At 54.0% G+C, this 23,385-nt stretch carries 23 protein-coding genes; 6 read left to right on the top strand and 17 right to left on the bottom strand.

The genetic code is table 11. The annotated features are described in order from the left end of the window. Positions 1 to 30: 30 nt before the first annotated feature. The 8 genes from rpoS to ftsB form a co-directional block, all read right to left on the bottom strand. Positions 31 to 1,029 (bottom strand): RNA polymerase sigma factor RpoS, encoded by a 999-nt coding sequence (gene rpoS / locus ACI2J2_RS16010; protein WP_012005280.1) that lies wholly within the window; start codon positions 1,027 to 1,029, stop codon positions 31 to 33. A gap of 53 nt (positions 1,030 to 1,082) precedes the next feature. After that, positions 1,083 to 2,069, bottom strand: a complete 987-nt coding sequence (nlpD, locus tag ACI2J2_RS16005; protein ID WP_209635194.1) for a murein hydrolase activator NlpD — start codon at positions 2,067 to 2,069, stop codon at positions 1,083 to 1,085. Between the two features lie 325 nt (positions 2,070 to 2,394). Continuing rightward, on the bottom strand, positions 2,395 to 3,021 hold the full coding sequence (locus tag ACI2J2_RS16000) for a protein-L-isoaspartate(D-aspartate) O-methyltransferase (RefSeq protein ID WP_209635192.1): 627 nt from the start codon (positions 3,019 to 3,021) through the stop codon (positions 2,395 to 2,397). Continuing rightward, the gene (surE, locus tag ACI2J2_RS15995; RefSeq protein WP_209635189.1) at positions 3,015 to 3,776 is read right to left on the bottom strand and encodes a 5'/3'-nucleotidase SurE; all 762 of its coding nucleotides are present in this window, start codon (positions 3,774 to 3,776) and stop codon (positions 3,015 to 3,017) included. Before surE ends, ACI2J2_RS16000 begins: the two co-directional genes overlap by 7 nt. A 271-nt stretch (positions 3,777 to 4,047) precedes the next feature. Next, entirely contained in the window at positions 4,048 to 5,094 is a 1,047-nt protein-coding gene (gene truD, locus ACI2J2_RS15990) for a tRNA pseudouridine(13) synthase TruD (RefSeq protein ID WP_404760421.1), read from the bottom strand. Positions 5,095 to 5,098: 4 nt separating this feature from the next. Further along, positions 5,099 to 5,572 carry a 2-C-methyl-D-erythritol 2,4-cyclodiphosphate synthase gene (gene ispF, locus ACI2J2_RS15985; RefSeq protein ID WP_004950274.1) on the bottom strand — a complete coding sequence of 158 codons (474 nt, stop codon included), beginning with the start codon at positions 5,570 to 5,572 and terminating at the stop codon, positions 5,099 to 5,101. Between the two features lie 10 nt (positions 5,573 to 5,582). After that, a complete protein-coding gene (gene ispD, locus ACI2J2_RS15980) occupies positions 5,583 to 6,290 on the bottom strand; it encodes a 2-C-methyl-D-erythritol 4-phosphate cytidylyltransferase (protein ID WP_209635183.1) in 708 nt (235 codons plus the stop codon). A 3-nt stretch (positions 6,291 to 6,293) separates the two neighbouring features. Continuing rightward, positions 6,294 to 6,614: a cell division protein FtsB gene (ftsB, locus tag ACI2J2_RS15975; protein WP_037424733.1), complete on the bottom strand. Its 321-nt coding sequence runs from the start codon at positions 6,612 to 6,614 to the stop codon at positions 6,294 to 6,296. Positions 6,615 to 7,020: 406 nt separating this feature from the next. On the opposite strand from ftsB, the gene ACI2J2_RS15970 reads away from it, so the two are divergent. The 3 genes from ACI2J2_RS15970 to ACI2J2_RS15960 all read left to right on the top strand — a co-directional run bounded on the left by ACI2J2_RS15970 (position 7,021) and on the right by ACI2J2_RS15960 (position 9,432). Continuing rightward, on the top strand, positions 7,021 to 7,791 hold the full coding sequence (locus tag ACI2J2_RS15970) for a basic amino acid ABC transporter substrate-binding protein (protein ID WP_265555768.1): 771 nt from the start codon (positions 7,021 to 7,023) through the stop codon (positions 7,789 to 7,791). A gap of 215 nt (positions 7,792 to 8,006) precedes the next feature. Then, positions 8,007 to 8,726 (top strand): amino acid ABC transporter permease, encoded by a 720-nt coding sequence (locus ACI2J2_RS15965; protein WP_209635297.1) that lies wholly within the window; start codon positions 8,007 to 8,009, stop codon positions 8,724 to 8,726. After that, the gene (locus tag ACI2J2_RS15960; protein WP_209635299.1) at positions 8,710 to 9,432 is read left to right on the top strand and encodes an amino acid ABC transporter ATP-binding protein; all 723 of its coding nucleotides are present in this window, start codon (positions 8,710 to 8,712) and stop codon (positions 9,430 to 9,432) included. The genes ACI2J2_RS15965 and ACI2J2_RS15960 overlap by 17 nt, the downstream gene beginning before the upstream one ends. Before the next feature lie 53 nt (positions 9,433 to 9,485). On the opposite strand, the gene ACI2J2_RS15955 is transcribed toward ACI2J2_RS15960, so the two are convergent. The 5 genes from ACI2J2_RS15955 to cysG all read right to left on the bottom strand — a co-directional run bounded on the left by ACI2J2_RS15955 (position 9,486) and on the right by cysG (position 14,307). Continuing rightward, entirely contained in the window at positions 9,486 to 9,803 is a 318-nt protein-coding gene (locus tag ACI2J2_RS15955) for a DUF3561 family protein (RefSeq protein WP_037424725.1), read from the bottom strand. A gap of 85 nt (positions 9,804 to 9,888) precedes the next feature. After that, the gene (cysC, locus tag ACI2J2_RS15950) at positions 9,889 to 10,518 is read right to left on the bottom strand and encodes an adenylyl-sulfate kinase (RefSeq protein ID WP_209635178.1); all 630 of its coding nucleotides are present in this window, start codon (positions 10,516 to 10,518) and stop codon (positions 9,889 to 9,891) included. Between the two features lies 1 nt (position 10,519). Continuing rightward, on the bottom strand, positions 10,520 to 11,947 hold the full coding sequence (gene cysN, locus ACI2J2_RS15945; RefSeq protein WP_404760420.1) for a sulfate adenylyltransferase subunit CysN: 1,428 nt from the start codon (positions 11,945 to 11,947) through the stop codon (positions 10,520 to 10,522). A gap of 11 nt (positions 11,948 to 11,958) precedes the next feature. Further along, a complete protein-coding gene (cysD, locus tag ACI2J2_RS15940; RefSeq protein WP_037424720.1) occupies positions 11,959 to 12,867 on the bottom strand; it encodes a sulfate adenylyltransferase subunit CysD in 909 nt (302 codons plus the stop codon). 9 nt (positions 12,868 to 12,876) lie between these two features. Further along, positions 12,877 to 14,307: a siroheme synthase CysG gene (gene cysG / locus ACI2J2_RS15935; protein WP_265555770.1), complete on the bottom strand. Its 1,431-nt coding sequence runs from the start codon at positions 14,305 to 14,307 to the stop codon at positions 12,877 to 12,879. Between the two features lie 261 nt (positions 14,308 to 14,568). Between cysG and ACI2J2_RS15930 the strand changes: the two genes are divergently transcribed. Continuing rightward, complete coding sequence (locus tag ACI2J2_RS15930) at positions 14,569 to 15,642, top strand: aminopeptidase (protein WP_209635171.1); 1,074 nt, start codon at positions 14,569 to 14,571, stop codon at positions 15,640 to 15,642. Between the two features lie 60 nt (positions 15,643 to 15,702). On the opposite strand, the gene ACI2J2_RS15925 is transcribed toward ACI2J2_RS15930, so the two are convergent. From ACI2J2_RS15925 to cysJ, 3 genes are all read right to left on the bottom strand, one after another. Beyond that, the gene (locus ACI2J2_RS15925) at positions 15,703 to 16,437 is read right to left on the bottom strand and encodes a phosphoadenylyl-sulfate reductase (RefSeq protein ID WP_209635169.1); all 735 of its coding nucleotides are present in this window, start codon (positions 16,435 to 16,437) and stop codon (positions 15,703 to 15,705) included. A 119-nt stretch (positions 16,438 to 16,556) separates the two neighbouring features. After that, a complete protein-coding gene (gene cysI, locus ACI2J2_RS15920; protein ID WP_209635167.1) occupies positions 16,557 to 18,272 on the bottom strand; it encodes an assimilatory sulfite reductase (NADPH) hemoprotein subunit in 1,716 nt (571 codons plus the stop codon). Further along, a complete protein-coding gene (gene cysJ / locus ACI2J2_RS15915; RefSeq protein ID WP_209635165.1) occupies positions 18,272 to 20,071 on the bottom strand; it encodes an NADPH-dependent assimilatory sulfite reductase flavoprotein subunit in 1,800 nt (599 codons plus the stop codon). Before cysJ ends, cysI begins: the two co-directional genes overlap by 1 nt. A 437-nt stretch (positions 20,072 to 20,508) precedes the next feature. On the opposite strand from cysJ, the gene queD reads away from it, so the two are divergent. Then, positions 20,509 to 20,868 (top strand): 6-carboxytetrahydropterin synthase QueD, encoded by a 360-nt coding sequence (gene queD / locus ACI2J2_RS15910; protein WP_209635163.1) that lies wholly within the window; start codon positions 20,509 to 20,511, stop codon positions 20,866 to 20,868. Positions 20,869 to 21,007: 139 nt separating this feature from the next. On the opposite strand, the gene queE is transcribed toward queD, so the two are convergent. Beyond that, on the bottom strand, positions 21,008 to 21,679 hold the full coding sequence (queE, locus tag ACI2J2_RS15905; protein ID WP_209635162.1) for a 7-carboxy-7-deazaguanine synthase QueE: 672 nt from the start codon (positions 21,677 to 21,679) through the stop codon (positions 21,008 to 21,010). A gap of 324 nt (positions 21,680 to 22,003) precedes the next feature. Between queE and ACI2J2_RS15900 the strand changes: the two genes are divergently transcribed. Further along, positions 22,004 to 23,350 (top strand): MFS transporter, encoded by a 1,347-nt coding sequence (locus ACI2J2_RS15900; protein ID WP_404760419.1) that lies wholly within the window; start codon positions 22,004 to 22,006, stop codon positions 23,348 to 23,350. Positions 23,351 to 23,385 lie beyond the last annotated feature (35 nt).

Genomic DNA, 23,385 nt, shown 5'->3' with positions numbered 1-23,385 from the left:
TTTTATTTTAATGCGATTCACCTTCCAGCGTTACTCGCGGAACAGTGCCTCAATACTCAGGCCCTGCATCTGCAGAATTTCACGCAGGCGACGCAAACCTTCAACCTGGATCTGACGTACACGCTCACGAGTCAGGCCAATCTCACGACCTACATCTTCGAGCGTTGCCGCTTCGTAGCCCAACAGACCAAAACGACGTGCCAGCACTTCACGCTGTTTAGCGTTCAGTTCGAACAGCCACTTAACGATGCTCTGCTTCATGTCATCGTCTTGTGTGGTGTCTTCCGGTCCGTTGTCTTTTTCGTCCGCCAAAATGTCCAGCAACGCTTTCTCTGAATCCCCGCCCAACGGCGTATCAACAGAAGTGATACGTTCGTTCAGACGCAGCATACGGCTGACATCATCGACCGGCTTGTCGAGTTGCTCTGCAATCTCTTCTGCGCTCGGTTCATGATCCAGTTTATGAGAAAGTTCGCGCGCGGTGCGCAGATAGACATTCAGTTCTTTGACAATGTGGATAGGCAAGCGGATGGTACGGGTTTGGTTCATGATCGCCCGTTCAATCGTCTGCCGGATCCACCAGGTTGCGTAAGTCGAGAAACGGAAACCACGTTCTGGGTCAAACTTTTCCACTGCGCGGATCAGACCGAGGTTACCCTCTTCAATCAGATCCAGCAGCGCCAGGCCGCGATTGCTGTAACGGCGGGCGATTTTCACCACCAACCGCAGGTTACTTTCAATCATTCGGCGGCGGGACGGCACGTCACCGCGCAGTGCACGCCGCGCAAAATAAACTTCTTCCTCTGCGGTCAGCAGCGGAGAATAGCCGATTTCGCCAAGATAGAGCTGCGTCGCATCCAATACGCGTTGGGTCACGCCTTGTGACAACAACTCTTCTTCCGCTAGATCACTCTCACTGGCCTCTTCTTCAACCAGTGCTTTTTCGTCGAATGATTCCGCTTCCGTTGCGTTCTCGTCGAAATCCGCATCATCATGTAACTCGTTAACTTTCAGCGTATTTTGGCTCATATGCTGCTCCTACCCGTGATACCGCGAGCAGAATACAGCGTATTCTGCCCAATCTATCGCTGCGGAAGATAACGCAGCGGGTTTACGGATTTCCCCTTGTAACGAATTTCAAAATGCAAACGTACTGAACTGGTTCCGGTGCTACCCATGGTGGCTATTTTTTGACCCGCCTTCACTTCTTGTTGTTCCCGGACCAGCATTGTGTCGTTGTGAGCGTAGGCGCTCAGGTAATCATCATTGTGTTTAATGATGATTAGATTACCGTAACCCCGTAAAGCGTTGCCTGCATACACTACACGACCATCGGCGGTAGCGAGAATCGGCTGCCCACGGGACCCGGCGATATCGACTCCTTTATTCCCACCTTCTGATGAGGAAAAGTTATCAATAATCTTACCGTCAGTAGGCCATCTCCAGGTACTTACTGGGGCACTATTGCTGACGGTGCTGCTCACTGGTGGAGCAACGACCGGTGCGGTAACAGGGGCTGTTGCGGTAGTTGCCGCCACTGCGCCTGCTGCAGGTAACATCTTACCTACATTCTGTTTACCCGAGTTATCAGAATACGCGTTAGTTGATTGAGAATCAACCGTTGCAGTTTGTATCTGAGTGCTCGATGGCGGCTTAGGAACACCGCCGCTGGTCGCGTCTGTTGCCGCCAACATGCCGCCGTTTCCGTTGGCAGAACCATTACCAAGCTGAATGTTTTGACCCACATTCAGGCTGTATGGTTCAGGAATATTATTGCGCTGAGCCAGGTCACGGTAGTCGTTACCGGTGATCCAGGCGATATAAAACAGCGTGTCTCCGCGCTTAACCGTATAGGTATTACCGCTGTAGCTCCCTTTGGGAATCGACGTGTAACTGCGGTTGTAAACAATATGGCCTTCAGAGCTCACCGGCACACCGGCATTGTTGGATGCGGCAGATCCGCCACCGTCCACACTACTGATAGGGGCCGATGTCGACGCGTTGTTTGTACAACCCGCCAACCACAAACTTACCATCGTACACACCGCAACCCGGCGTAATGTAATCATTGGGCTTCCCGTGCTCATGCTTCCCCCATGACAGCAATATCAGCGATATATCCAAAATACCCTTTACATCGTAGCTGAGCTTTTACCATTCTCTCAGTTTCTACCATGAAAGGTGCCCGCGGCCGATCCCTGAACGTCAGGAAATTTCATGCCCGAGCCTCAAAACAGCGCGCCAATGCTAACCACATTAGCGGTGCTGCACCATAAGACAACTACGCAGAAAGGCAATTGTATTGAAAATTAGTTTTATTGAAACGGTAAAACCTTAACCAGAGGTGATGAAAGTGCAACAGATTTCGTATCCTGTCGAAAATTCAGACAATCGCTAGGCTAACTCACCCTTCACCAAGGGTACAAAGCGCACGGCTTCGACGATATCGACGACAAACTCGCTCCCTTGCCGTTGAATGCGCTTGAGGATTTGAGACTGCTCACCCACTGGCAATACCAGAATGCCGCCGTCATCTAACTGCTCCATCAACGCGGGGGGGATTTCCGGCGGCGCGGCAGTGACAATAATGGCATCAAACGGACCACGAGATGCCCAGCCCTGCCAGCCATCACCGTGACGAGTTGAAACATTGTGAAGATCAAGTTGCTTCAGGCGGCGTTTGGCCTGCCATTGCAACCCTTTGATGCGTTCAACGGAGCAAACATGTTGCACCAGATGCGCCAAAATAGCGGTTTGATAGCCAGAGCCGGTACCTATCTCCAACACCCTTGACGTGGGTGTCAGGTTCAGGAGTTCGGTCATCCGTGCGACCATATAAGGCTGGGAGATCGTTTGGCCAGACCCGATGGGCAACGCAGTATTCTCATAGGCTTTGTGTTCAAGTGCTTCATCAACAAAACGTTCGCGCGGCACCGCCTCGATCGCCTGCAGCAACCGCTCGTCCCGGATCCCTTGTTGACGCAGCTGCGTCAGCAATGTTTGCATACGCTTGTTCACCATTCCCCGCCAACCCCTGCTTTGGTTAACCACGTTTTTACCACGTCTTGGGCCGTATAGGCGGTTAAATCCACCTGCAATGGTGTGATTGCCACGTAACCCTGCTCAACTGCAGCGAAATCCGTGTCCGGCCCGGCATCAAACTTATCACCCGGTGGCCCAATCCAATAGAGGTTTTGCCCACGAGGATCCTGCTGGCAGAACACTTTGTCGGCAGGGTGTCGGCTACCGCAGCGTGTCACGCGAATTCCCTTGATCTGTTCCAAGGGTAAATCAGGCACGTTGATATTCAGAATTTTACCGGTACGTAACGGCTCACGCTGTAGCGCTCGCAGTATCCGGCAGGTAATCACTGCGGCAGTAGCATAATGCTGGTGGCCGTTCAGCGACACCGCCAGCGCCGGTAAACCCAAATGGCGTCCTTCCATGGCGGCGGCAACAGTACCGGAATAAATAACATCATCACCCAAATTAGGGCCGGCGTTGATACCAGAAACCACGATATCCGGCGCGGGTTGCATCAGAGCATTCACGCCCAGATACACGCAATCGGTCGGCGTCCCTTGCTGTACGGCAATATCCCCATTGGGCATCGTCAGGGTGCGCAATGGGGATTCCAGCGTCAACGCATTGGAAGAACCGCTGCGGTTACGATCGGGCGCTACAACTTGTACTTCGGCGAACTCACGCAGTGCCGCCGCCAGCACCTGAATGCCTGGGGCGGTCACGCCGTCGTCATTACTCAGCAATATCCGCATATGAGGTTATCTTCTTTTTATCTCTCAACCAGACCCCTTGCAACGCGGCCCAGCATGTAAATACTTGGTAGAAAGTGCCTAAAAGGAGGCGCTTAACCAGCAGATATTATGTTTACTCCCCCCGGCATGTCCAGTCACCAAGGGAAAAGACGTTTCTTTAATCACCGCCGCCAAGCATGGCCAAAGCCGGGAGACTCAAGACTACATAAACCGGCCCCCATTCAGGCCGTCTGCGTCAGGCGAAAAAAAACCTGCTTTCGCAGGTTTCTTATTACTCGCTAATGTCCGTATCACTGTTGTCCTGCCGCATAATTTCGCGCACCACGCTGGTAGCGAAACTGCCGGCCGGTAGCCAAAAACGCAGTTCAACGGTGGCATCGTCCCACCAGTCCCACTGCATATTTTTTGGCTGTAACAACAGCGCACGGCGTGCCGGATCAACGCGCTCGCGCGTTAAAAGCGCCATCAGTTCAGGTTGTTCCAGCAGGCACTGCTGTTCAAAACTCAACGCCTCCCCGGCAGTGCCCGGTTCGCCGTCACCCGGCAGGGGGGCCGTAATCAGCAATTCACCGGCATCAAGCCGTTGCTGTAAGGTATCCAGTTCGTCCGCTTTGGCAACAAACCAGCTACCACGGCCGCTGAGCTGCAAGGCATCGCCTTCAAGCACAGTGTATTGCTGCTGATTAGCCAAACGTCGACTTGCAATCAGGTTAAACAGTGCACTACGACTGGCGGACAGATAAAAGCTGCGTTTACTGCGTTCTTTTACCCGGATCTCATCCTTCGCCCAACGCCGTGCCATCACCAGGTTATTTCCGCCACGGCCAAAACGCTGGCTGCCAAAGTAGTTTGGGACGCCACCGGCCGCAATCGCCTGCAGGCGAGATTCAACATCCTGGCGATCGGAAATATGGCGCAGCACTAACGTGAAGGCATTGCCTTTCAGCGTGCCGATGCGCATTTTGCGTAGATGGCGGGCACTGGCCAGAACTTCGCAGCCTTCCAGTGAGAACTGGGTGAAATCGGGAGTTTCTTTCCCCGGTAGATGCAGACAGAACCACTGCTCGGTCACGGCATGGCGATCTTTCAGACCGGCATAGCTGACAGAGCGGGCATGAATACCCGCAAAACGCGCCAGGTAATCTGCGACAAACTGAGTGTTACATCCATTTTTACGGATGTTCACCAACACATGTTCGCCTTCCCCGTCCGGCTCAAAGCCCAGGTCTTCCACCACCACGAAATCTTCCGGGTTGGCTTTCAGCACGCCAGTGCTCTGCGGCTGGCCGTGAAGCCAGGTCAAGTTAGCCATATCCATGCAGTTATTCCTTGATCAACAAGGCAACCGCTTCGCAGGCAATGCCCTCACCGCGTCCGGTAAAACCGAGCTGTTCGGTAGTGGTGGCCTTAACGTTGACATCGTCCATATGGCACTGCAGGTCTTCCGCCAGGAAAATACGCATTTGCGGGATATGCGGCGCCATTTTAGGTGCCTGGGCAATAATGGTAATGTCCAAATTCCCCAGACGATAGCCTTTCGCACGGATACGCTTCCAGGCTTCGCGCAGCAGCTCACGGCTGTCGGCACCTTTGAAAGCGGGGTCGGTATCCGGGAACAGTTTACCAATATCCCCCAGCGCCGCCGCACCCAACAAGGCATCGGTCGCTGCATGCAGCGCTACATCACCGTCGGAATGGGCCAGCAAACCTTTCTCATAAGGGATACGAACACCACCGATCACCAGCGGCCCTTCGCCACCAAATTTATGTACGTCAAAACCGTGACCGATACGCATGATGCGCTCCTTAATTGTCCAACTGAGTTAAATAGAATGCTGCCAGCGCCAAATCTTCTGGTCGCGTGACTTTAATGTTGTCCGAACGCCCGGTCACCAACAGCGGATGATAGCCGCAATGCTCTAGGGCTGAGGCTTCATCAGTGACTGTTGCACCTTCATCCAGCGCCCGCTGCAAACAGAGTTTAAGCAACGCCAATGGAAATAGCTGTGGTGTCAATGCATGCCACAGGTCCTGACGTTCAACGGTATGTGAAATTGCGTTGCGACCCGCTTCGGCGCGCTTCATGGTATCACGCACCGGCGCAGCCAAAATGCCGCCCACATCGCTGTGCTCAGTAATCGCCAGCAGACGTTCGAGATCGTCTGCATGCAGACATGGCCGAGCCGCGTCGTGCACCAGAACCCATTTAGCGTCGCCGGCCAGTTGTAGCCCGGCCATTACCGAATCAGCGCGTTGTTGACCGCCGATGGTCACCCGCACACGGGGATCTTTTGCTATGGGTAACTGGCGGAACTGCTGGTCATCTGGGCCGATCGCGACAATCACCTGAGGAATACGCGGATGCCGCAACAATGCATGGATCGCGTGTTCGAGAATGGTTTGATGGCCGATCGTTAAATACTGCTTTGGGCAATCCGCCTGCATACGGCTGCCAATACCGGCAGCGGGCAGGACGGCAATCACCGATGGAAAGGTTCCTGCGGAGTGATTCATGCGTTACTTTTGTAGGTTATTTTGCGAGGAGGACGCCGCGTTGCGTCTGGATTGATCAGGAACCAAACGATAGAAAGTCTCACCGGGCTTAATCATGCTCAGTTCATTGCGCGCACGCTCTTCGATCGCTTCCTGACCGCCGTTCAAATCGTCGATTTCGGCGAACAGCTGATCGTTACGCGCTTTCAATTTTGCATTGCTGCCCTGTTGGAGCGCAACGTCATCATTGACCCGCACATAATCGTGAACACCATTTTTGCCCAGCCACAGTGAATACTGTAACCAACCGAGCAATGCCAGCAATAACAGCGTAAGTTTTCCCATCTCCGCCCCCTGAAAAACCGCCTAATCATCCCACAACTTTTCGTTGGACTCCACACTGGGAACGGCATTTCACCGCCAAATTCAGAGTAGGATGAGAATTTCCTCAGTTTATAACCTAAATTCGAGCCGAAAGCGGCAAAAAAAAGCACTTTCGCCCATTCGTAAACCTACCAGATAAAGCAGCACGCTCTCATTTAGCAATTTCCCCGTTATGCAGTAAGAAAAACTGGCTGATTCCACATTTGACCAACGCTTCTTCCAAACACCAGCAGAAATTGCATATTTAACACCATTAAAAAATCCATCATCAGGTAGGAGTTGTATTTTTATTCATTAAAGATTATTTTTATGCATCAATAGTGCATAAATAAACTTCAAGCACGACATTTAATTACCGGGGATATCGATGTTAAAACACCTAGTTCTGATTGGCGCCTGTCTGGCCGCCACCCTGTCGGCGTCAGTCCTGGCGGCTGAACCGACTTATGTCGTCGGCTCCGGCGGCACCTATCGTCCCTTCGAGTTTGAAAACAGCAGCAAACAGCTGGAAGGTTTTGATATTGATATTATCAAGGCGGTGGCCAACGCAGAGGGCTTTCAAGTCAAGCTGGTAAATACGCCGTGGGAAGGCATCTTTGCCACGCTAAACTCCGGCGATCGTGACATCATTATTTCGGGTATCACCATTACCGACAAACGTAAGCAAATGGTCGACTTTTCCGCACCTTACTTCCCGGCCGAACAGGCTATTGTCGTACCCAAAGAGTCCACCGTGGACTCTATCGCTGCACTCAAAGCCTTGAAGGTCGGCGTTGTGAACTCCAGCACCGGCGACATTGTGGTGTCCGACACGCTGGGTAAGAACAGCACCGCCATTAAGCGTTTCGACAATACGCCGCTGATGTTACAGGAATTGTATGAAGACGGTATTGGCGCCGCGGTCGGCGACGTCGGGGTAGCCAAGTTCTACATCAAGACCCACCCGGATAAAGAATTCAAATTGGTGTCCGACGCCAAATTCGAACGCCAATATTTCGGTATCGCCGTCGCCAAAGGCAACGACGAACTGCGCGGTAAGATTAACGCCGGTCTGAAGAAGATCGTTGCTGACGGGACCTACGCCAAAATCTACCAGACCTGGTTTGACAGCAACGTCCCTACGCTGCCCGTCGAGTGAACCAACGGATGCCAACCTGCCGATCGGCAGGCGTAACGAGCTAGCCATAGCGGGTGCGGGCAGCGCACAGCCACCGGAGTGGACATGCAGTCCATGAGGATGGCGATCACTGCCCAATCTCAATATGGCGACGCGCAGTAGCCTGAACTCGCTAAAAAAGGAACGAGAAAGTGAATTTCCGTTGGGAGATTATCCAAGAGTATGCCCCATTGTTTATGGAAGGCGCCTGGATGACCATCAAATGCACCATTATCTGCGTGATACTGGGTACCACCTGGGGTCTGATCCTCGGGCTAGGTCGTCTGGCGCAAGCGCCGCACGGCATCTGGAAACCTATCTTGCATTACGGCGTACAATGGCCCGTGCGCATTTACATCAGCGCCTTTCGCGGTACGCCACTGTTTGTGCAGATTATGGTGGTGCACTTCGCATTGGTGCCGTTGTTTATCAATCCCCGTGACGGCCTGCTGGTCACCAGCGGCCTGATGAGCAGCGACTTCGCCCGCGCACTGCGCTCAGATTACGGTGCGTTTCTTTCCTGCGTCGTGGCGATTACGCTCAATGCTGGCGCTTACGTCTCGGAAATCTTCCGTGCAGGCATTCAGTCAATCGATCGTGGGCAGATGGAAGCGTCGCGCTCACTGGGCATGAGCTACGGCAAAACCATGCGCAAAGTGATCTTGCCACAGGCATTCCGTCGCATGTTGCCTCCGCTGGGCAATAACGCCATTGCCATCGTCAAGGATTCCTCATTGGCCTCCGCCATCGGCCTTGCAGACCTGGCCTATGCAGCCCGTACCGTTTCGGGAGCTTATGCCACCTACTGGGAACCCTATCTGACAATTTCATTGGTCTATTGGGTCCTCACCTTCCTGCTTTCGCTGATGGTGCAACACATGGAAAAGAGGTTTGGGAAAAGTGATTCGCGTACATAACCTGCAAAAACAATTTGGCGATAGCCATGTGCTGCGAGGTATCTCCTGCGAGATCGCGGCAAACGAAGTGATCTGCGTCATAGGCCCATCAGGATCGGGTAAAAGCACTTTCCTGCGCTGCATCAATGCGCTGGAGACGCTTTCTGGCGGTGAGATTATGGTTAACGGCTTTGCCATACACAGCCAGAAAACCGATCTCAATAAAATGCGTGAAAGCGTCGGCATGGTGTTTCAGCGTTTTAACCTGTTCCCGCATATGACGGTGTTGGAAAACATCATCATGGCGCCGATGGGCGTGAAAAAGTTGTCACGCGCAGACGCCATCCTGCGTGCCGAAGCCTTGCTCCGCAAGGTGGGCCTGCTGGACAAGATTGACGCCTATCCCAATAGTCTGTCAGGTGGTCAGCAACAGCGCGTGGCCATTGCTCGTGCGCTAGCGATGGAGCCGAAAATCATGCTGTTCGACGAGCCCACCTCAGCGCTCGATCCCGAGCTGGTTGGCGAAGTGCTGGCGGTAATGAAATCATTGGCGCACGAAGGTATGACCATGGTGGTGGTAACCCATGAAATGGGCTTCGCCCGTGAAGTGGCCGATCGGGTATTGTTTATTGATCAAGGGATCATTCAGGAAGAAGGGACACCACAGCAGATTTTCAGTCACCCTGCCAACCCAAGAACTCAGGCTTTTCTAAGCAAAGTTTTGTAACCTTCAGCACGGCTTTGCAACGCGTCGGGCGCAGGAGACTGCGCCTGACTCTGTCACCAGCCGGTCAAAAAACTGAATACCAGCCAGAACAGACAAAGCACAATAGTCCCCGTCAGCAGCAACGTCAGGATCAAGCGTCCACGCAGCAGCATGCTAAGTGTAATGCCTATCAGTACCGAAACCGGCATCAGGGCCAGGAAGAACGGCCAGGTATAGAGCAGGAAGAAGAGTGTGTTAGAGCCGTAGACCAAAAACGGCACCGCGAACGCCAGCCAGTAGAAAACAAAGCCGCAGACGCCGCCCAGGAAAGAATAAGAGGGTTCCTCTTTCTCCTGGTTTGAGTCAATCAAGATTGGCGAGACATTTTGCATAGTGATCCCTGGTTATTCGGCACGCTCTTCGGCGGGCTTAGCGTAAAAAGCGTATGACGCAAAAACGCCACACGCTTTTCTGAATTCAGGGTTTGATAATAGCCCGACCACGCAGTACGTCTAACAATTGCGCAATCAAATTTGTTACCAATTGTTGGCCATCAAGATGAATATCCGGCCGTTCCGGTGCCTCATAAACCGCGTCAATTCCGGTGAAATTTCTCAGCTCACCGGCACGGGCTTTTTTGTACAATCCTTTTGGATCACGTGCCTCACAAATCGCCAGAGGCGTGTCGACAAACACTTCGATAAAACGATTTTCATCGAGTAATTCGCGTACCATCTGCCTTTCGGTACGGTGCGGTGAAATGAACGCGGTGAGTACCACCAGCCCTGCATCTACCATCAACTTGGACACTTCGCCCACCCGACGAATATTCTCGCGTCGGTCATCGTCGGAGAAGCCCAGATCGCGACACAGACCGTGGCGCACATTGTCACCGTCCAGGAGATAAGTGTTGATGCCAAGGGCATGTAGCGCCTGTTCCAACGCCCCCGCCACGGTGGACTTACCCGAACCAGATAACCCGGTAAACCACAACACCACACCTTTATGACCCTTACGCGCTTCGCGATCCGCACGCATTACTGCATGCGGATGCCAAACCACATTGTCATCATCCGGCCCGGTTGGCCGTTGTTGAGACTCGGTCACGCTATTTGCCCCCGATCAGGTCACGTGCACCCCAATGTGGGAAATGCTTACGCACCAGCGCATTCAGCTCCAGCTCAAACGCGCTGAAATCCCCGGTCGATGCCTGAACGTCTTGCAAAGCTTCGCGGATCAACCCGGCACCGACCGTGACGTTACTCAAACGATCGATAAAGATCAGTCCGCCAGTGACATGGTTGCGCTGATAGTTGTCCAGTACGAGTGGTTCATCGAAGATCAGTTCCACCAGACCAATGCCATTCAGCGGCAATGTGTCCGCCTGATGTTGTGCCAGTGAGTTGATTTCGACTTGGTGGCGAATGCCTTCAACGCGGGCACGTGTCTTCTTACCCGCCACCTTGATGTCATAGCTTTGACCCGGTAACAACGGTTTCTCAGCCATCCACACCACGTCGACCAACGCGCTTTGCACCGCTTGCAGCGTATCCCCGGCATCCACCAGTAAATCGCCACGGCTGATGTCCACTTCATCTTTCAGCACCAGGGTAATTGCCTCACCCGGCACGGCCTCCTGCAAGTCACCGTCAAAGGTGACAATGCGCGCAACGGTAGATTCAACGCCAGAAGGCAGAACCTTCACACGTTGGCCCACACGTACGACACCGGCCGATAACGTCCCCGCGTAACCACGGAAATCCAGATTCGGGCGATTAACGTATTGCACCGGGAAGCGTAAAGGCTGCGTCTCACGTTCGCTGATCACATCCACGCTTTCCAGCACCTGCAACAGCGTTGGACCGCTGTACCAAGGCATATGGGTACTTTCGCTAGCCACATTATCGCCGTCCAGCGCTGAAAGCGGGACAAACTTGATGTCCAGATCGTTCGGCAATTGCTCAGCAAAGCTCAGATAATCCTGTTTGAACTGCTCAAATACCGATTCTTGATAATCCACCAGGTCCATCTTATTGACCGCAACCACCAGATGGCGAATCCCCAACAGCGTTGCGATAAAACTGTGTCGACGAGTTTGATCCAGCACCCCTTTGCGCGCGTCGATCAACAGGATCGCCAAATCGCAGGTAGAAGCTCCCGTCGCCATATTCCGGGTGTACTGCTCATGCCCCGGCGTATCGGCAATAATAAATTTGCGCTTTTCAGTCGAGAAATAGCGATAGGCAACATCAATGGTGATGCCTTGCTCGCGTTCAGCCTGCAGGCCGTCTACCAGCAGCGCCAAATCGAGTTTTTCACCCTGAGTACCGATACGCTTGCTGTCACTGTGCAACGTTGACAGCTGATCTTCGTAGATCTGGCGAGTATCGTGCAGCAGACGACCGATCAAGGTACTTTTTCCGTCGTCTACGCTGCCGCAGGTCAGGAACCGTAACAGACTTTTATGTTGTTGCGCGTGCAGGTAGGATTCGACACCGCCCTGTTCAGCGATTTGTTGTGCAATTGCGTTGTTCATCCGGCGGCTCCTTAGAAATACCCTTGACGCTTTTTCAGCTCCATCGAGCCGGATTGATCGCGGTCGATCATCCGTCCCTGGCGTTCACTGGTGGTGGATACCAACATCTCTTCGATGATTTCCGGTAACGTTTCCGCCTCCGACTCCACCGCACCGGTCAACGGCCAGCAACCCAGCGTACGGAAGCGAACCATACGCTGACTGATCACTTCACCCGGCTGCAGATCGATACGATCGTCGTCCACCATCAGCAGCATGCCATCGCGCTCAACCACCGGACGCGGTTTCGCCAAGTACAGCGGAATGATGTCGATCTTTTCCAGGAAGATGTATTGCCAGATGTCTAGCTCGGTCCAGTTCGACAATGGAAACACGCGGATGCTCTCGCCTTTGTTGATCTGGCCATTATAGTTGTGCCACAGCTCCGGACGTTGGTTCTTCGGATCCCAACGGTGGAAGCGGTCACGGAAAGAATAAATACGCTCTTTGGCGCGTGACTTCTCTTCATCACGACGAGCACCGCCAAAGGCAGCGTCAAAACCGTATTTGTTCAGTGCCTGTTTCAGACCTTCGGTCTTCATGATATCGGTGTGTTTGGCGCTGCCGTGAACGAACGGGTTAATGCCCATCGCCACGCCTTCCGGGTTTTTGTGGATCAGCAGCTCGAAACCGTACTCCTTGGCCGTACGGTCACGGAATTGGTACATTTCGCTGAATTTCCAACCGGTATCCACATGCAGCAGCGGGAACGGCAACGTACCCGGGTAAAAAGCCTTACGCGCCAAGTGCAGCATCACGGAGGAGTCTTTGCCGATGGAATAGAGCATCACCGGGTTGCCGAATTCAGCGGCGACTTCACGGATGATATGGATACTCTCCGCCTCCAATTGCCGCAAATGAGTGAGTCGTTTTTCGTCCATAACAGATCCTTAAGCCAAATTCACGACGGCTGGGCGTGATACCCCTTCCGCCTTCGGTTGATGCCCAAACCAGGCGATTTGGTGATGCAATTCCACCACTTCGCCGATTACCAGCAGCGCCGGTAACGGTGCCTGTTGAGCTAATTCTTCAAGCTGTTGCAGCGTGCCGATTTGCACCCGCTGATCCGCGCGCGTACCGCGGCTGATCACCGCCACCGGCGTTGTGGCTGCGCGACCGTGGGCAATCAGGCGTTGGCTGATATCCGCCGCCTTCATGGTGCCCATGTAGATAGCCAGTGTCTGGCGCGCACGCGCCAAATCTGCCCAATCCAACCCCTCGCCGTCGGGACGGCAGTGGCCGGTAATAAAAGTGACGCTCTGCGCATGATCGCGGTGCGTCAGTGGGATACCGGCATAGGCCGTTGCCCCCGCAGCCGCGGTCACACCCGGCACCACCTGGAACGGAATACCCGCGGCGGCAGCCACCTGCAGCTCTTCACCACCACGGCCAAAGATAAAAGGATCGCCCCCCTTCAACCGCACCACGCGTTTGCCCTGTTGCGCCAACTCCACCAGCAGACGGTTGGTTTCTTCCTGAATCACAGAATGCGCGCCAGCACGTTTGCCCACGCAGATGCGTTCCGCGTCACGCCGTACCAAGTCCAAAATCTCATCGCTGACCAAATGGTCATACAGCACCACGTCAGCTTGCTGCATCACCTGTAATCCACGCAGGGTCAGTAATCCCACATCGCCGGGGCCAGCCCCTACCAGCGCAATTTCGCCCTGAGAGCCTTCGCTGCCCAATGCGAACTCCTGCAAGTTTTGCTCCAACTGCCGCTCAGCCTCTGCGGTTTGACCACTGGCCACCAACGTTGAGAACCGGCCGCTGAAGGTTTTCTCCCAAAAACGACGGCGTTCGCCGATCGCATTCAGCTGGTGTTTCACTTGGCCACGCCAGCGCCCGGCGACTTCAGCCATCTGCCCCAGGCTGGCGGGCAATAAAGCTTCAAGCTTTTCACGCAGCATGCGCGCCAGTACGGGTGCCTGACCGCTGGAAGAGACGGCCACGACCAGTGGCGAACGGTCAATAATCGACGGGAAAATAAACGAGCAACGCGGCTGATCATCAACCACGTTAGCCAGCACCCGGCGTTTATCCGCTTCGGCAAATACCTGCGCATTCAGCGCGCTGTCGTCAGTCGCCGCGATCACCAGAAAAACCTCGTCCAATTGCTGCGCGGCAAAAGCCTGCCCCAGCCAGTGGATATGCCCCTGCTGACGTAATTGTTCGAGTATTGGCGAGAGTGACTGCGCAACTATCCGTATTTCAGCCCCAGCGCGCAGGAGAAGATCAACTTTGCGCGCAGCCACTTCACCGCCGCCAACGACCAACACCGGGCGTTGTTTCAGGTCGGCAAATATAGGTAGATAGTCCACAACAGCCTTTTCATATATGCAGGAAGATAGTGTGACTATACGGGCTGAGATTTGGCCTCTGAAATGACGAAAAGGAATGACTAGTTCCTTTATGGAATATAGGCCGCAGCATAGGGCTTACGCGGTGATAACCCTGATGGCAGTTTGCACATTTGCACCAAATTTAAGAGCGGGAGAAATTGTTTAATCTCGCGCAGCGTCTCATACTGGACACCGCAATAAATAATCGGTCTCACCGATATCAAAGAAGGATTTTTCGGTATGTTTTCCCGTTTTAATCTGAAAACCGGCCTGCTGGTAGCGGTGCTCGGCGGTGTTTTCAGCGTTTCGGCTGCCGCTCAGTCTGCAAAGGACGCCCCGATGGGCAAATTTGCCGCTGACCAGATCCGTCACATTGCCACCTATTTCCCCGGCCGCATGGCGGGCAGCCCGGCGGAATTGCTCACCGCAGACTATCTGAAGCAGCAGTTCAGCAAAATGGGCTATCAGAGCGACATCCGCAGTTTCAATACCCGCTACATCTACACCAGCAAAGACGGCAAAAAGAACTGGAATAACGTCACCGCCAGTTCAGTGATCGCCGCGAAAAATGGCAGCAGCCCGCAACAAATTCTGATCGTGGCACATTTTGATACCTATACGCCGCAAAGCGACGCGGACCTGGATAACAACCTCGGTGGATTGACGCTACAGGGCGTCGATGACAATGCTTCTGGCGTCGGTGTGATGCTGGAGTTGGCAGAGCGTCTGAAGAATATTCCCACGGCGTACGGTCTGCGCTTTGTCGCTACCAGCGCAGAAGAAATTGGCTCGCAAGGCGCACAGAACTATCTGCAGCGCATGAGTCCCGAGGAAAAACGCAACACGGTGCTAGTGATTAACCTCGACAGCCTGATTACAGGCGATCGCCTGTACTTCAATGCAGGTCTCAAAACGCCGCCGAAAATGGCGAAGCAGAGCCGCGATCGCGCGCTGGACATTGCCCACCGCTACGGTATCGCCGCCGCCACTAACCCAGGCAGCAAGGCGCACCCGAAAGGCACCGGCTGTTGCTCCGATCAGGACGTATTTGATAAAGCCGGTATTCCCGTGCTGGCCGTCGAAGCCACCAACTGGTCGCTGGGCGATAAAGACGGTTATCAGCAGCGTGCCGTCAGCCCGCACTTCCCGCAGGGCATGAGCTGGCACCGCCCGCAATACGATAACCTGCAATACCTGGAGCGTAATTTACCAGGACGGATCGACAAGCGCAGTCGCGAGAGCGTGCAGATCCTGCTGCCGCTGATCAAAGAGCTGGCACAGGCGCACCCGGTGAAAGTGCCAAAGAAAAAATAGCCCCCACCGAAACAATAAGGGCCCAGCACATGCTGAGCCCTTGGCGGGTTGCTGACGGCATTAGCCTTCGTGCAAACCGCACTCACGCTTCAGGCCAAAGAAGCGCGTTTCTTCCTCGCTCATCCCCGGTTCCCATTTCTGCGTCGTGTGAGTATCCCCGACAGACAGATAACCTTGTTCCCACAACGGGTGGTAACTCAGGCCGTGTTCGGTCAAGTATTGATAAATCTTGCGGTTATCCCAGTCGATAATCGGCAAAATTTTGAATACCCCACGCTGTACGGCTAACACCGGCAAGTTGGCACGACTACCCGATTGTTCCCGGCGCAACCCTGCAAACCAAGTCTGTCCACCCAGGGTTTCCAGCGCACGGTTCATCGGCTCAACTTTGTTGAGCTGGTTATACTTCTCGATGCCCTCGACGCCCTGCTCCCACAGTTTGCCGTAGCGCGCTTCCTGCCAGGCAGGCGATTGTTCGGCGCGGAATACCTGTAGATTCAGCTTCAGTTTGTCGGTCAACTGATCGATAAACTGATAGGTCTCTGGGAACAGATAGCCGGTATCAGTGAGGATCACGGGAATATCCGGTTTGATCTTGGTCACCAGATGCAGGCATACCGCCGCCTGAATACCAAAGCTTGAAGAGAGCACAAACTCGCCAGGCAGATGCTCCAGTGCCCATTCCACTCGTTGCTCGGCGGAAAGGGTTTCCAACTGACCATTAACGACAGCCAGTGCCAATGCTTGCCCAGATTTGGGCAGCGCATTCAGCTCTGCCAGATTGAATTCAGCCATGTTGTCTGCCTCCTGATTCTTGAATCCTATACCCGTCATACTTGATGTTGCGTCTGAGTGGGTTGCGTTCACTTACCCGGTTGATGCAACACCCAGTATTTAGGGTATAACTCGCTCACTCAGTCCCAGAAATCCTGCGCCGGATCAACCACCGGCTTAACCACACCGGCGCGGATGGTGAAGTCACCAAAACCTTCCCCCGCCTTGCGTTCTGTGGCCCAGCGGCCCACCAGTTGGTCAATCTCTCGCAGAATTTCTTCTTCGTTAATATTTTCACGGTACATGCGCGGAATGCGTGTGCCTTCCCGGTTGCCGCCCAGATGCAGGTTATAGCGACCAACCGCTTTACCCACCAGGCCAATTTCCGCCAGCAGCGCGCGGCCGCAACCGTTCGGGCAACCGGTGATGCGCAAGACAATATGCTCATCGCCTACGCCGTGCCGATGCAGGATCCCTTCGACCTTGGTAACAAACTCCGGCAGGAAGCGCTCCGCCTCTGCCATTGCGAGTGGGCAGGTCGGGAAGGAGACACAGGCCATCGAATTTTGACGCTGAACGCTGATACCATCGTCGATCAGACCATGATCTCGCGCCACAGCTTCGATCTTCTCCTTCTCGCTTTCCGGCACGCCGGCAACGATCAGGTTCTGGTTAGCGGTCAGACGGAAATCGCCTTTGTGGATCCTGGCGATCTCGGCAATGCCGGTTTTCAGCGGACGCCCCGGATAGTCCAACAGGCGACCGTTCTCGATAAACAGCGTCAGGTGCCATTGGTTATCAATGCCTTTTACCCAGCCAATACGATCACCGCGGCCGGTGAATTCATACGGGCGGATCGGCTCAAAGGTGATACCGGCGCGTTTTTCCACTTCGGCGCGGAACGTATCAACCCCGACGCGTTCCAGGGTGTATTTGGTTTTGGCATTTTTGCGATCGGTACGGTTACCCCAGTCACGTTGGGTGGTCACCACCGCCTCGGCAACGGCCAACGTATGTTCCAACGGGATATAGCCGAACTCACTGGCCTGGCGTGCATAGGTTTTCTTGTTGCCGTGTTCAATCGACAGGCCACCGCCCACCAGTAGGTTGAAGCCCACCAGCTTGCCATGTTTGGCGATCGCGACAAAGTTCATGTCGTTGGCATGCAGATCGACATCGTTTTGCGGCGGGATCACCACCGTCGTTTTGAACTTGCGCGGCAGATAGGTCGCCCCGAGGATCGGTTCTTCGTCGGTTGTCGCCACTTTTTCCTGATCCAGCCATACTTCCGCATAGGCACGGGTACGGGGTAACAGGTGTTCAGAAATCTTCTTCGCCCACTCGTAGGCTTCCTGATGCAGCTCGGACTCCACCGGGTTAGAGGTACAGAGCACGTTGCGGTTAACGTCGTTAGCGGTCGCCAGCGCGTCCAACCCCAAACGGCTCAACAGTTGGTGAACCGGTTTAACGTTGCCCTTCACAATGCCATGAAACTGGAAGGTCTGACGGTTAGTAATACGAATGCTGCCGTACAAGGTGCTTTCCTGAGCGAACTTATCAATGCCCAGCCACTGCTGTGGGGAGATAATGCCCCCCGGCAGACGGCAGCGCAGCATCATCGCGTGGCGCGGTTCCAGCTTCTGCTCGGCACGTTCGGCGCGAATATCGCGGTCATCCTGTTGGTACATGCCGTGAAAACGGATCAGCAGGAAGTTGTCGCCGGTAAAACCGCCGGTCAGGCCGTCCTTTAAATCTTCAGCGATGGTGCCGCGTAAGAAGTTACTTTCCTTCTTCAAACGCTCGGCATCGGCCAATTTGCCTTCAACCACCAGAGGCCCCGGGTGTTTATCACTCATCAGTAAACATCTCGCTGATAACGGCGCTCAAGGCGCAGCTCACTTAAAAATTCATCCGCCAGCTCGGTATCCATGCCACCGTGCTCGGCCACCAGTTCCAGTAATGTGTTTTCCACGTCTTTCGCCATGCGGTTCGCATCGCCACAGACGTAAATGTGCGCGCCTTCCTGGATCCAGCGCCACACCTCTGCGCCCTGTTCGCGCAGCTTATCTTGTACGTAAACTTTATGTTGTTGGTCGCGCGACCAAGCCAGATCAATGCGGGTCAGTAAGCCATCCTTCACATAACGCTGCCATTCGACCTGATACAGGAAATCCTCAGTAAAGTGCGGATTGCCAAAGAACAACCAGTTCTTGCCACCGGCACCGTCAGCGTCTCGTTGTTGCATAAAGGCGCGGAACGGCGCAATGCCAGTACCAGGACCAATCATGATGACTGGCGTTTCCGGGTTAGCCGGCAGACGGAAGTTATCGTTATGCTCAATGAAAACCCGCACATCGCCGTCTTCTTCCAGGCGATCGGCCAGGAAACTGGAGGCGCCACCGGCACGGGCACGACCATTGATGTCGTAACGCACCACGCCCACGGTAACGTGGACTTCGTTTTCGTTCTCGGCCTGCGAGGAAGCAATGGAGTACAGGCGCGGCGTCAGCGGACGCAGCAGACCAATCAACTGTTCGGCGTTGAGATCGGCCGGGGCCTGACGCACCATGTCAACAATCGGCGTGTTGTGCGCGTAATGCTGCAACGCAGCTTTATCCGCCAGCAGGCCAATCAATTTCTCGTCGCGCGACAGGGCCGCGTATTTGTCGACGATCAGTGTGGTGTTCTGCGTCAGTTCAAAATGGCTGCGCAATGCGTGCGAAAGCGGCAACGTTTTACCCTCGACGTCCACCGGTTCGTCGCCTTTCAGCCACAGCAGTTGCACCAATTCCTCGACCAGCGCGGGGTCATTATCGAACCACACACCCAGAGCATCACCCGGCCGGTAACGCAGGCCAGAATCACCCAAGTCGATCTCGATATGGCGAACATCTTTATCGGACGCACGGCCCGTAATTTTTTGCTTCACCGCCAATTGTGCAGTCAGTGGCTGTTCCTTGCTGTACGGGCTGCTATCAAGCAGATCGACAGCACCGCTGGCCAGTACCCCCGGCGCCGCATTTTCAGCCGGAGCGCGCGCTTTCAGTACTTCCACAACCTGTTTGCGCCAGGCGGCAGCCAGTTCCTGATATTCCACATCGGCGTCAACCCGTTCGACCAGGCGCTCAGCACCCAATTCGGCCAGTTTGCTGTCGAAGTCTTTGCCCGATTGGCAGAAGTTCTCATAGGACGTATCCCCCAATCCGAATACCGCAAATGCGGTCTCGTTAAGCTTGGGCGCTTTCTTTGAGAACAAGAATTTGTGCAGTGCCACTGCCTCTTCCGCTGGCTCGCCTTCCCCCTGTGTGGAGGCGACAATCACCAACAAACGTTCTTGGGCAATTTGCTTGAATTTGTAGTCCCCGGCATTCACCAGGGTGACGCTCAATTTGGCAGCCAACAGATCGTCACGCAACTGTTCGGCCAGACGGCGTGCATTGCCGGTCTGCGACGCGGAAATCAGCGTGATACTGGCGGCGGCAGAAGCCACCGGCGCAATAGCTACGGCACCAGGCTGTTGATTAACCATTCCCCAGAAATAACCTGACAGCCACGCCAGCTGCGTTGGTGAATATTCACCAATCGTCGCCTGCAGGCGCGCCAGCTGTTCGGGCGTCAGCGGGAGCAAAGATGTTGGAGGAACCTGAGTCGTCATTGCGGTACTTATTTCCTATACTTGGCACCTATGCAGCCAGGTGCTCGCCAGTGTCAGTCGCTGTCTTTTCGTTCAGTCTGCGATCCTGAAAAGATCAGGAGAGTTTGTAAGGTTACCGAGCAGATTAGCAACGATTAAATAAGGGATAGCAATAAATAATAACTAAAATGACTAAGCTGTTTTTCTGGTAAGCCATAACGATTAAAACGTTAAAGAAGGATTTTTATCCCTATGATAACAAGCGTCTTTTTTTAACGTTTATTGAATGAATCGCATTTACCGCTCATTACTCCAATCGATAGGTCTGACTTAGACCAAACAAAAAAAGTGTTAATGCGACTTTTTCAGCACGACCCGTAGACTAAAGCGGTATAAATGGCAAGCAAGCTCCGTTTCCGGTAAACTTCGGCGGTTTTTGAGTCAATGAGGCCGTAATAATGGCAACCACGCTGTTTAAAGATTTTCAGTTTGAAGCCGCACATCGCCTGCCGAACGTAGCGGAGGGCCATAAGTGCGGCCGTCTGCACGGGCATTCGTTTATGGTGCGTCTGGAAGTGACCGGTGAAGTAGATGCTCACACCGGTTGGGTGATGGATTTCGCCGAGCTTAAAGCCGTGTTCTCCCCGATTTGGGAGCGCTTGGATCACCACTATCTGAACGATATTCCAGGATTGGAAAATCCCACCAGCGAAGTCCTAGCCGCCTGGATCTGGCAGCAGCTCAAACCCCAGTTGCCGGAACTGACTGCGGTGATGGTGAAAGAGACTTGTACCGCAGGATGCGTATATAAAGGCTGAGTTCCTTCATACTTGAAGTGGCATCGGTGTTGGCTGCGCTCACTCACCCGAATCACTGACCCATGTCAGCTCATCGGGCGTCGTTTGCTGTCTGCCTTGATGCCACTCCCATTATTTTGGAGATCGGGTTTAACCGTTCTTAAGCAATATTCAAATACTTATGCGTCTGCATCGACAAGCGCCAGTTGCGCGCTATACAGGTTTCAATGCACAGGCGCGTCGCCTCTTCCTTTTGACTGATAGGCTGTAACGCAATAATCCGCGGTTTTTCATCGTGCAGCGTTGCCAGCAGCGCATCCAGAGCTTCAATATCACGCTCGCGTCCCACTGGGTGCTTCACTTCATCAGCACGCTGCAAAGCCTGATCCAACACCTTCATGCCGCCGCGCATATTCACTTTGGGGGAAACCGTCACCCAGGTTTTCGCCGAGCATTGGATCTCATGGGTGCCGCTGGTTTCAATCTGGCAGCCGTAGCCGTTATCTTCCAGCAATTGGGTCAGCGGGACGAGATCGTAAATACAAGGCTCACCACCGGTGATCACTACATGGCGTGCGGTATAGCCCTGCTGGCGCATCACCCCCAGCAACTGTTCGGCACTGGCACTGCCCCAGGCGTCGCTTTCTTCGGTTTTTACCAAGATCCGCTGCATGTCGACTTCCCGATTGGCTTCCTTTTCCCAGGTATGTTTGGTGTCGCACCAGCTGCATCCTACCGGGCAGCCCTGCAGGCGAATGAAAATGGCCGGAACGCCGGTGAAAAAGCCTTCGCCCTGCAAGGTTTGGAACATTTCATTAATCGGGTACTGCATCGGTTTCTCAATCTGGAAAGGTAAAACGAGATTATCGCAGATTCCGGCCCGGCGACCAAACGGGCAAAATTGTATTAAATTTTATCCTCAGCAGCGCAAGCAGCATATCTCACCGGTTATGACCTTCATTTAATTCACTTACAGAGAAACCTTCACCGATCGGCGGTGTAAGCTGCTTCGCAAAAAACAACACCAATGCAACAAATAAGATAAATATATTTGACATAATGCGTTGACATGCAGATGTATATACAAGCAAACACAAGCCGGGCAACAGTTCCGGCAAGGTATTTATCACAATCACATCTGCGTTAAGAGGGTGCTATGGCTCATTCCACCGAGTTGAATATTCAGCAGGCCATCGACGACAGCAAATTCTCGCTGTTTCACTGGACCTTGATCATTTTGGGATTCCTGATTCTGGCCATTGATGGCTTTGACACTGCGGCAATGGGGTATATCGCCCCTTCGGTCGCCAAAGACTGGGGCATTGTGAAACAGGATCTCGGCCCCGTGCTCAGCGCCGCGCTGTTGGGCCTGTCCCTTGGCGCATTGGTTGCCGGCCCTATTTCAGATCGCATTGGTCGCAAACGCGTATTGGTGTTTTCTTGCCTGTTTTTCGGCCTGTCGAGCCTGGCGACTGCCTATGCCGGCTCACTCAATAGCCTGACGCTGTGGCGCTTTCTGACCGGCCTGGGGCTAGGTGCAGCCATGCCGAACGCCATCACACTGATTTCTGAATATGCACCGCAACGCTGCCGTTCATTGGCGATTAACACCATGTACTGCGGCTTCCCGCTGGGTGCTGCCGGTGGCGGTGCGATTTCATCATGGCTTATTCCAGCCTACGGCTGGCACAGCGTGCTACTTCTGGGGGCCATCGCGCCGTTGGTACTGACCCTGCTGCTGATTCTGTTCTTGCCGGAATCGGTGAAATACATGGTTAACCGCGGTAAGGATGTGGCAAAAATCAAACGCATCGCCCAACGCTTTGTCAGCCAGGATCTCGACAAGGTATCGCGTTTCTACCTGTATGAAGAGAAGCTGGCGCAGTCAAAAACCAGCGTCGGGCTGCTGTTCACCCGCCCTTATCTGACCGGTACGCTGATGCTGTGGCTGACCTACTTTATGGGCCTGGTGATTTATTACGTGCTACTGAGCTGGATGCCGATCCTGATGCAGGGGCTGGGTTATCAGTTGGAGCAGTCAGCGATCCTGACATCGCTGTTCACCTTCGGCGGTACCCTCGGCATTCTGGTCGCCGGCTGGCTGATGGATCGCTGGAACGCCCACAAAGTGGTGTCGAGCGGCTTTGTCATTACGGCCCTGTTGATTGTGGCAATGGCGACCGAAGACAGCCATATCGTGTTACTGGGTACCTTTATTTTCCTGATGGGTATCACCATGAATGGCGCACAGTCAGGCTTACAAACGCTGGCAGCTACTTTCTATCCGACCCACAGCCGCGCAACCGGCATTGCCTGGATGCAAGGGATTGGTCGCTTTGGCGGCGTGGCGGGTACCATGATGGGCGCGCAGCTACTGGCCATGCAGTGGGAAGTACAAAGTATTTTGATGTTCCTGTGCGTACCGGCGTTGATCGCGGCTATCGCCACAGTATTCAAAATGACCCGTCGAACGGTGTTACAGCCTGCTGACAAAACCGCATAAGGCTAAATCGATAGGGCCGGGCACCTTCACCCCTA

Source organism: Serratia sp. NPDC087055 (assembly GCF_044900985.1).
GTDB lineage: Bacteria > Pseudomonadota > Gammaproteobacteria > Enterobacterales > Enterobacteriaceae > Serratia.
The sequence above is the reverse complement of the archived record's forward strand: the minus strand, read 5'-3'. Positions and strand labels throughout refer to the sequence as shown.

Excerpts from the sequence above, each read along its gene's own strand:
- rpoS (WP_012005280.1), bottom strand. The coding sequence starts at position 1,029 with ATGAGCCAAAATACGCTGAAAGTTAACGAGTTACATGATGATGCGGAT.
- nlpD (WP_209635194.1), bottom strand. The coding sequence starts at position 2,069 with ATGATTACATTACGCCGGGTTGCGGTGTGTACGATGGTAAGTTTGTGG.
- ACI2J2_RS16000 (WP_209635192.1), bottom strand. The coding sequence starts at position 3,021 with ATGGTGAACAAGCGTATGCAAACATTGCTGACGCAGCTGCGTCAACAA.
- surE (WP_209635189.1), bottom strand. The coding sequence starts at position 3,776 with ATGCGGATATTGCTGAGTAATGACGACGGCGTGACCGCCCCAGGCATT.
- truD (WP_404760421.1), bottom strand. The coding sequence starts at position 5,094 with ATGGATATGGCTAACTTGACCTGGCTTCACGGCCAGCCGCAGAGCACT.
- ispF (WP_004950274.1), bottom strand. The coding sequence starts at position 5,572 with ATGCGTATCGGTCACGGTTTTGACGTACATAAATTTGGTGGCGAAGGG.
- ispD (WP_209635183.1), bottom strand. The coding sequence starts at position 6,290 with ATGAATCACTCCGCAGGAACCTTTCCATCGGTGATTGCCGTCCTGCCC.
- ftsB (WP_037424733.1), bottom strand. The coding sequence starts at position 6,614 with ATGGGAAAACTTACGCTGTTATTGCTGGCATTGCTCGGTTGGTTACAG.
- ACI2J2_RS15970 (WP_265555768.1), top strand. The coding sequence starts at position 7,021 with ATGTTAAAACACCTAGTTCTGATTGGCGCCTGTCTGGCCGCCACCCTG.
- ACI2J2_RS15965 (WP_209635297.1), top strand. The coding sequence starts at position 8,007 with ATGGAAGGCGCCTGGATGACCATCAAATGCACCATTATCTGCGTGATA.
- ACI2J2_RS15955 (WP_037424725.1), bottom strand. The coding sequence starts at position 9,803 with ATGCAAAATGTCTCGCCAATCTTGATTGACTCAAACCAGGAGAAAGAG.
- cysN (WP_404760420.1), bottom strand. The coding sequence starts at position 11,947 with ATGAACAACGCAATTGCACAACAAATCGCTGAACAGGGCGGTGTCGAA.
- cysD (WP_037424720.1), bottom strand. The coding sequence starts at position 12,867 with ATGGACGAAAAACGACTCACTCATTTGCGGCAATTGGAGGCGGAGAGT.
- ACI2J2_RS15930 (WP_209635171.1), top strand. The coding sequence starts at position 14,569 with ATGTTTTCCCGTTTTAATCTGAAAACCGGCCTGCTGGTAGCGGTGCTC.
- ACI2J2_RS15925 (WP_209635169.1), bottom strand. The coding sequence starts at position 16,437 with ATGGCTGAATTCAATCTGGCAGAGCTGAATGCGCTGCCCAAATCTGGG.
- cysI (WP_209635167.1), bottom strand. The coding sequence starts at position 18,272 with ATGAGTGATAAACACCCGGGGCCTCTGGTGGTTGAAGGCAAATTGGCC.
- cysJ (WP_209635165.1), bottom strand. The coding sequence starts at position 20,071 with ATGACGACTCAGGTTCCTCCAACATCTTTGCTCCCGCTGACGCCCGAA.
- queD (WP_209635163.1), top strand. The coding sequence starts at position 20,509 with ATGGCAACCACGCTGTTTAAAGATTTTCAGTTTGAAGCCGCACATCGC.
- queE (WP_209635162.1), bottom strand. The coding sequence starts at position 21,679 with ATGCAGTACCCGATTAATGAAATGTTCCAAACCTTGCAGGGCGAAGGC.
- ACI2J2_RS15900 (WP_404760419.1), top strand. The coding sequence starts at position 22,004 with ATGGCTCATTCCACCGAGTTGAATATTCAGCAGGCCATCGACGACAGC.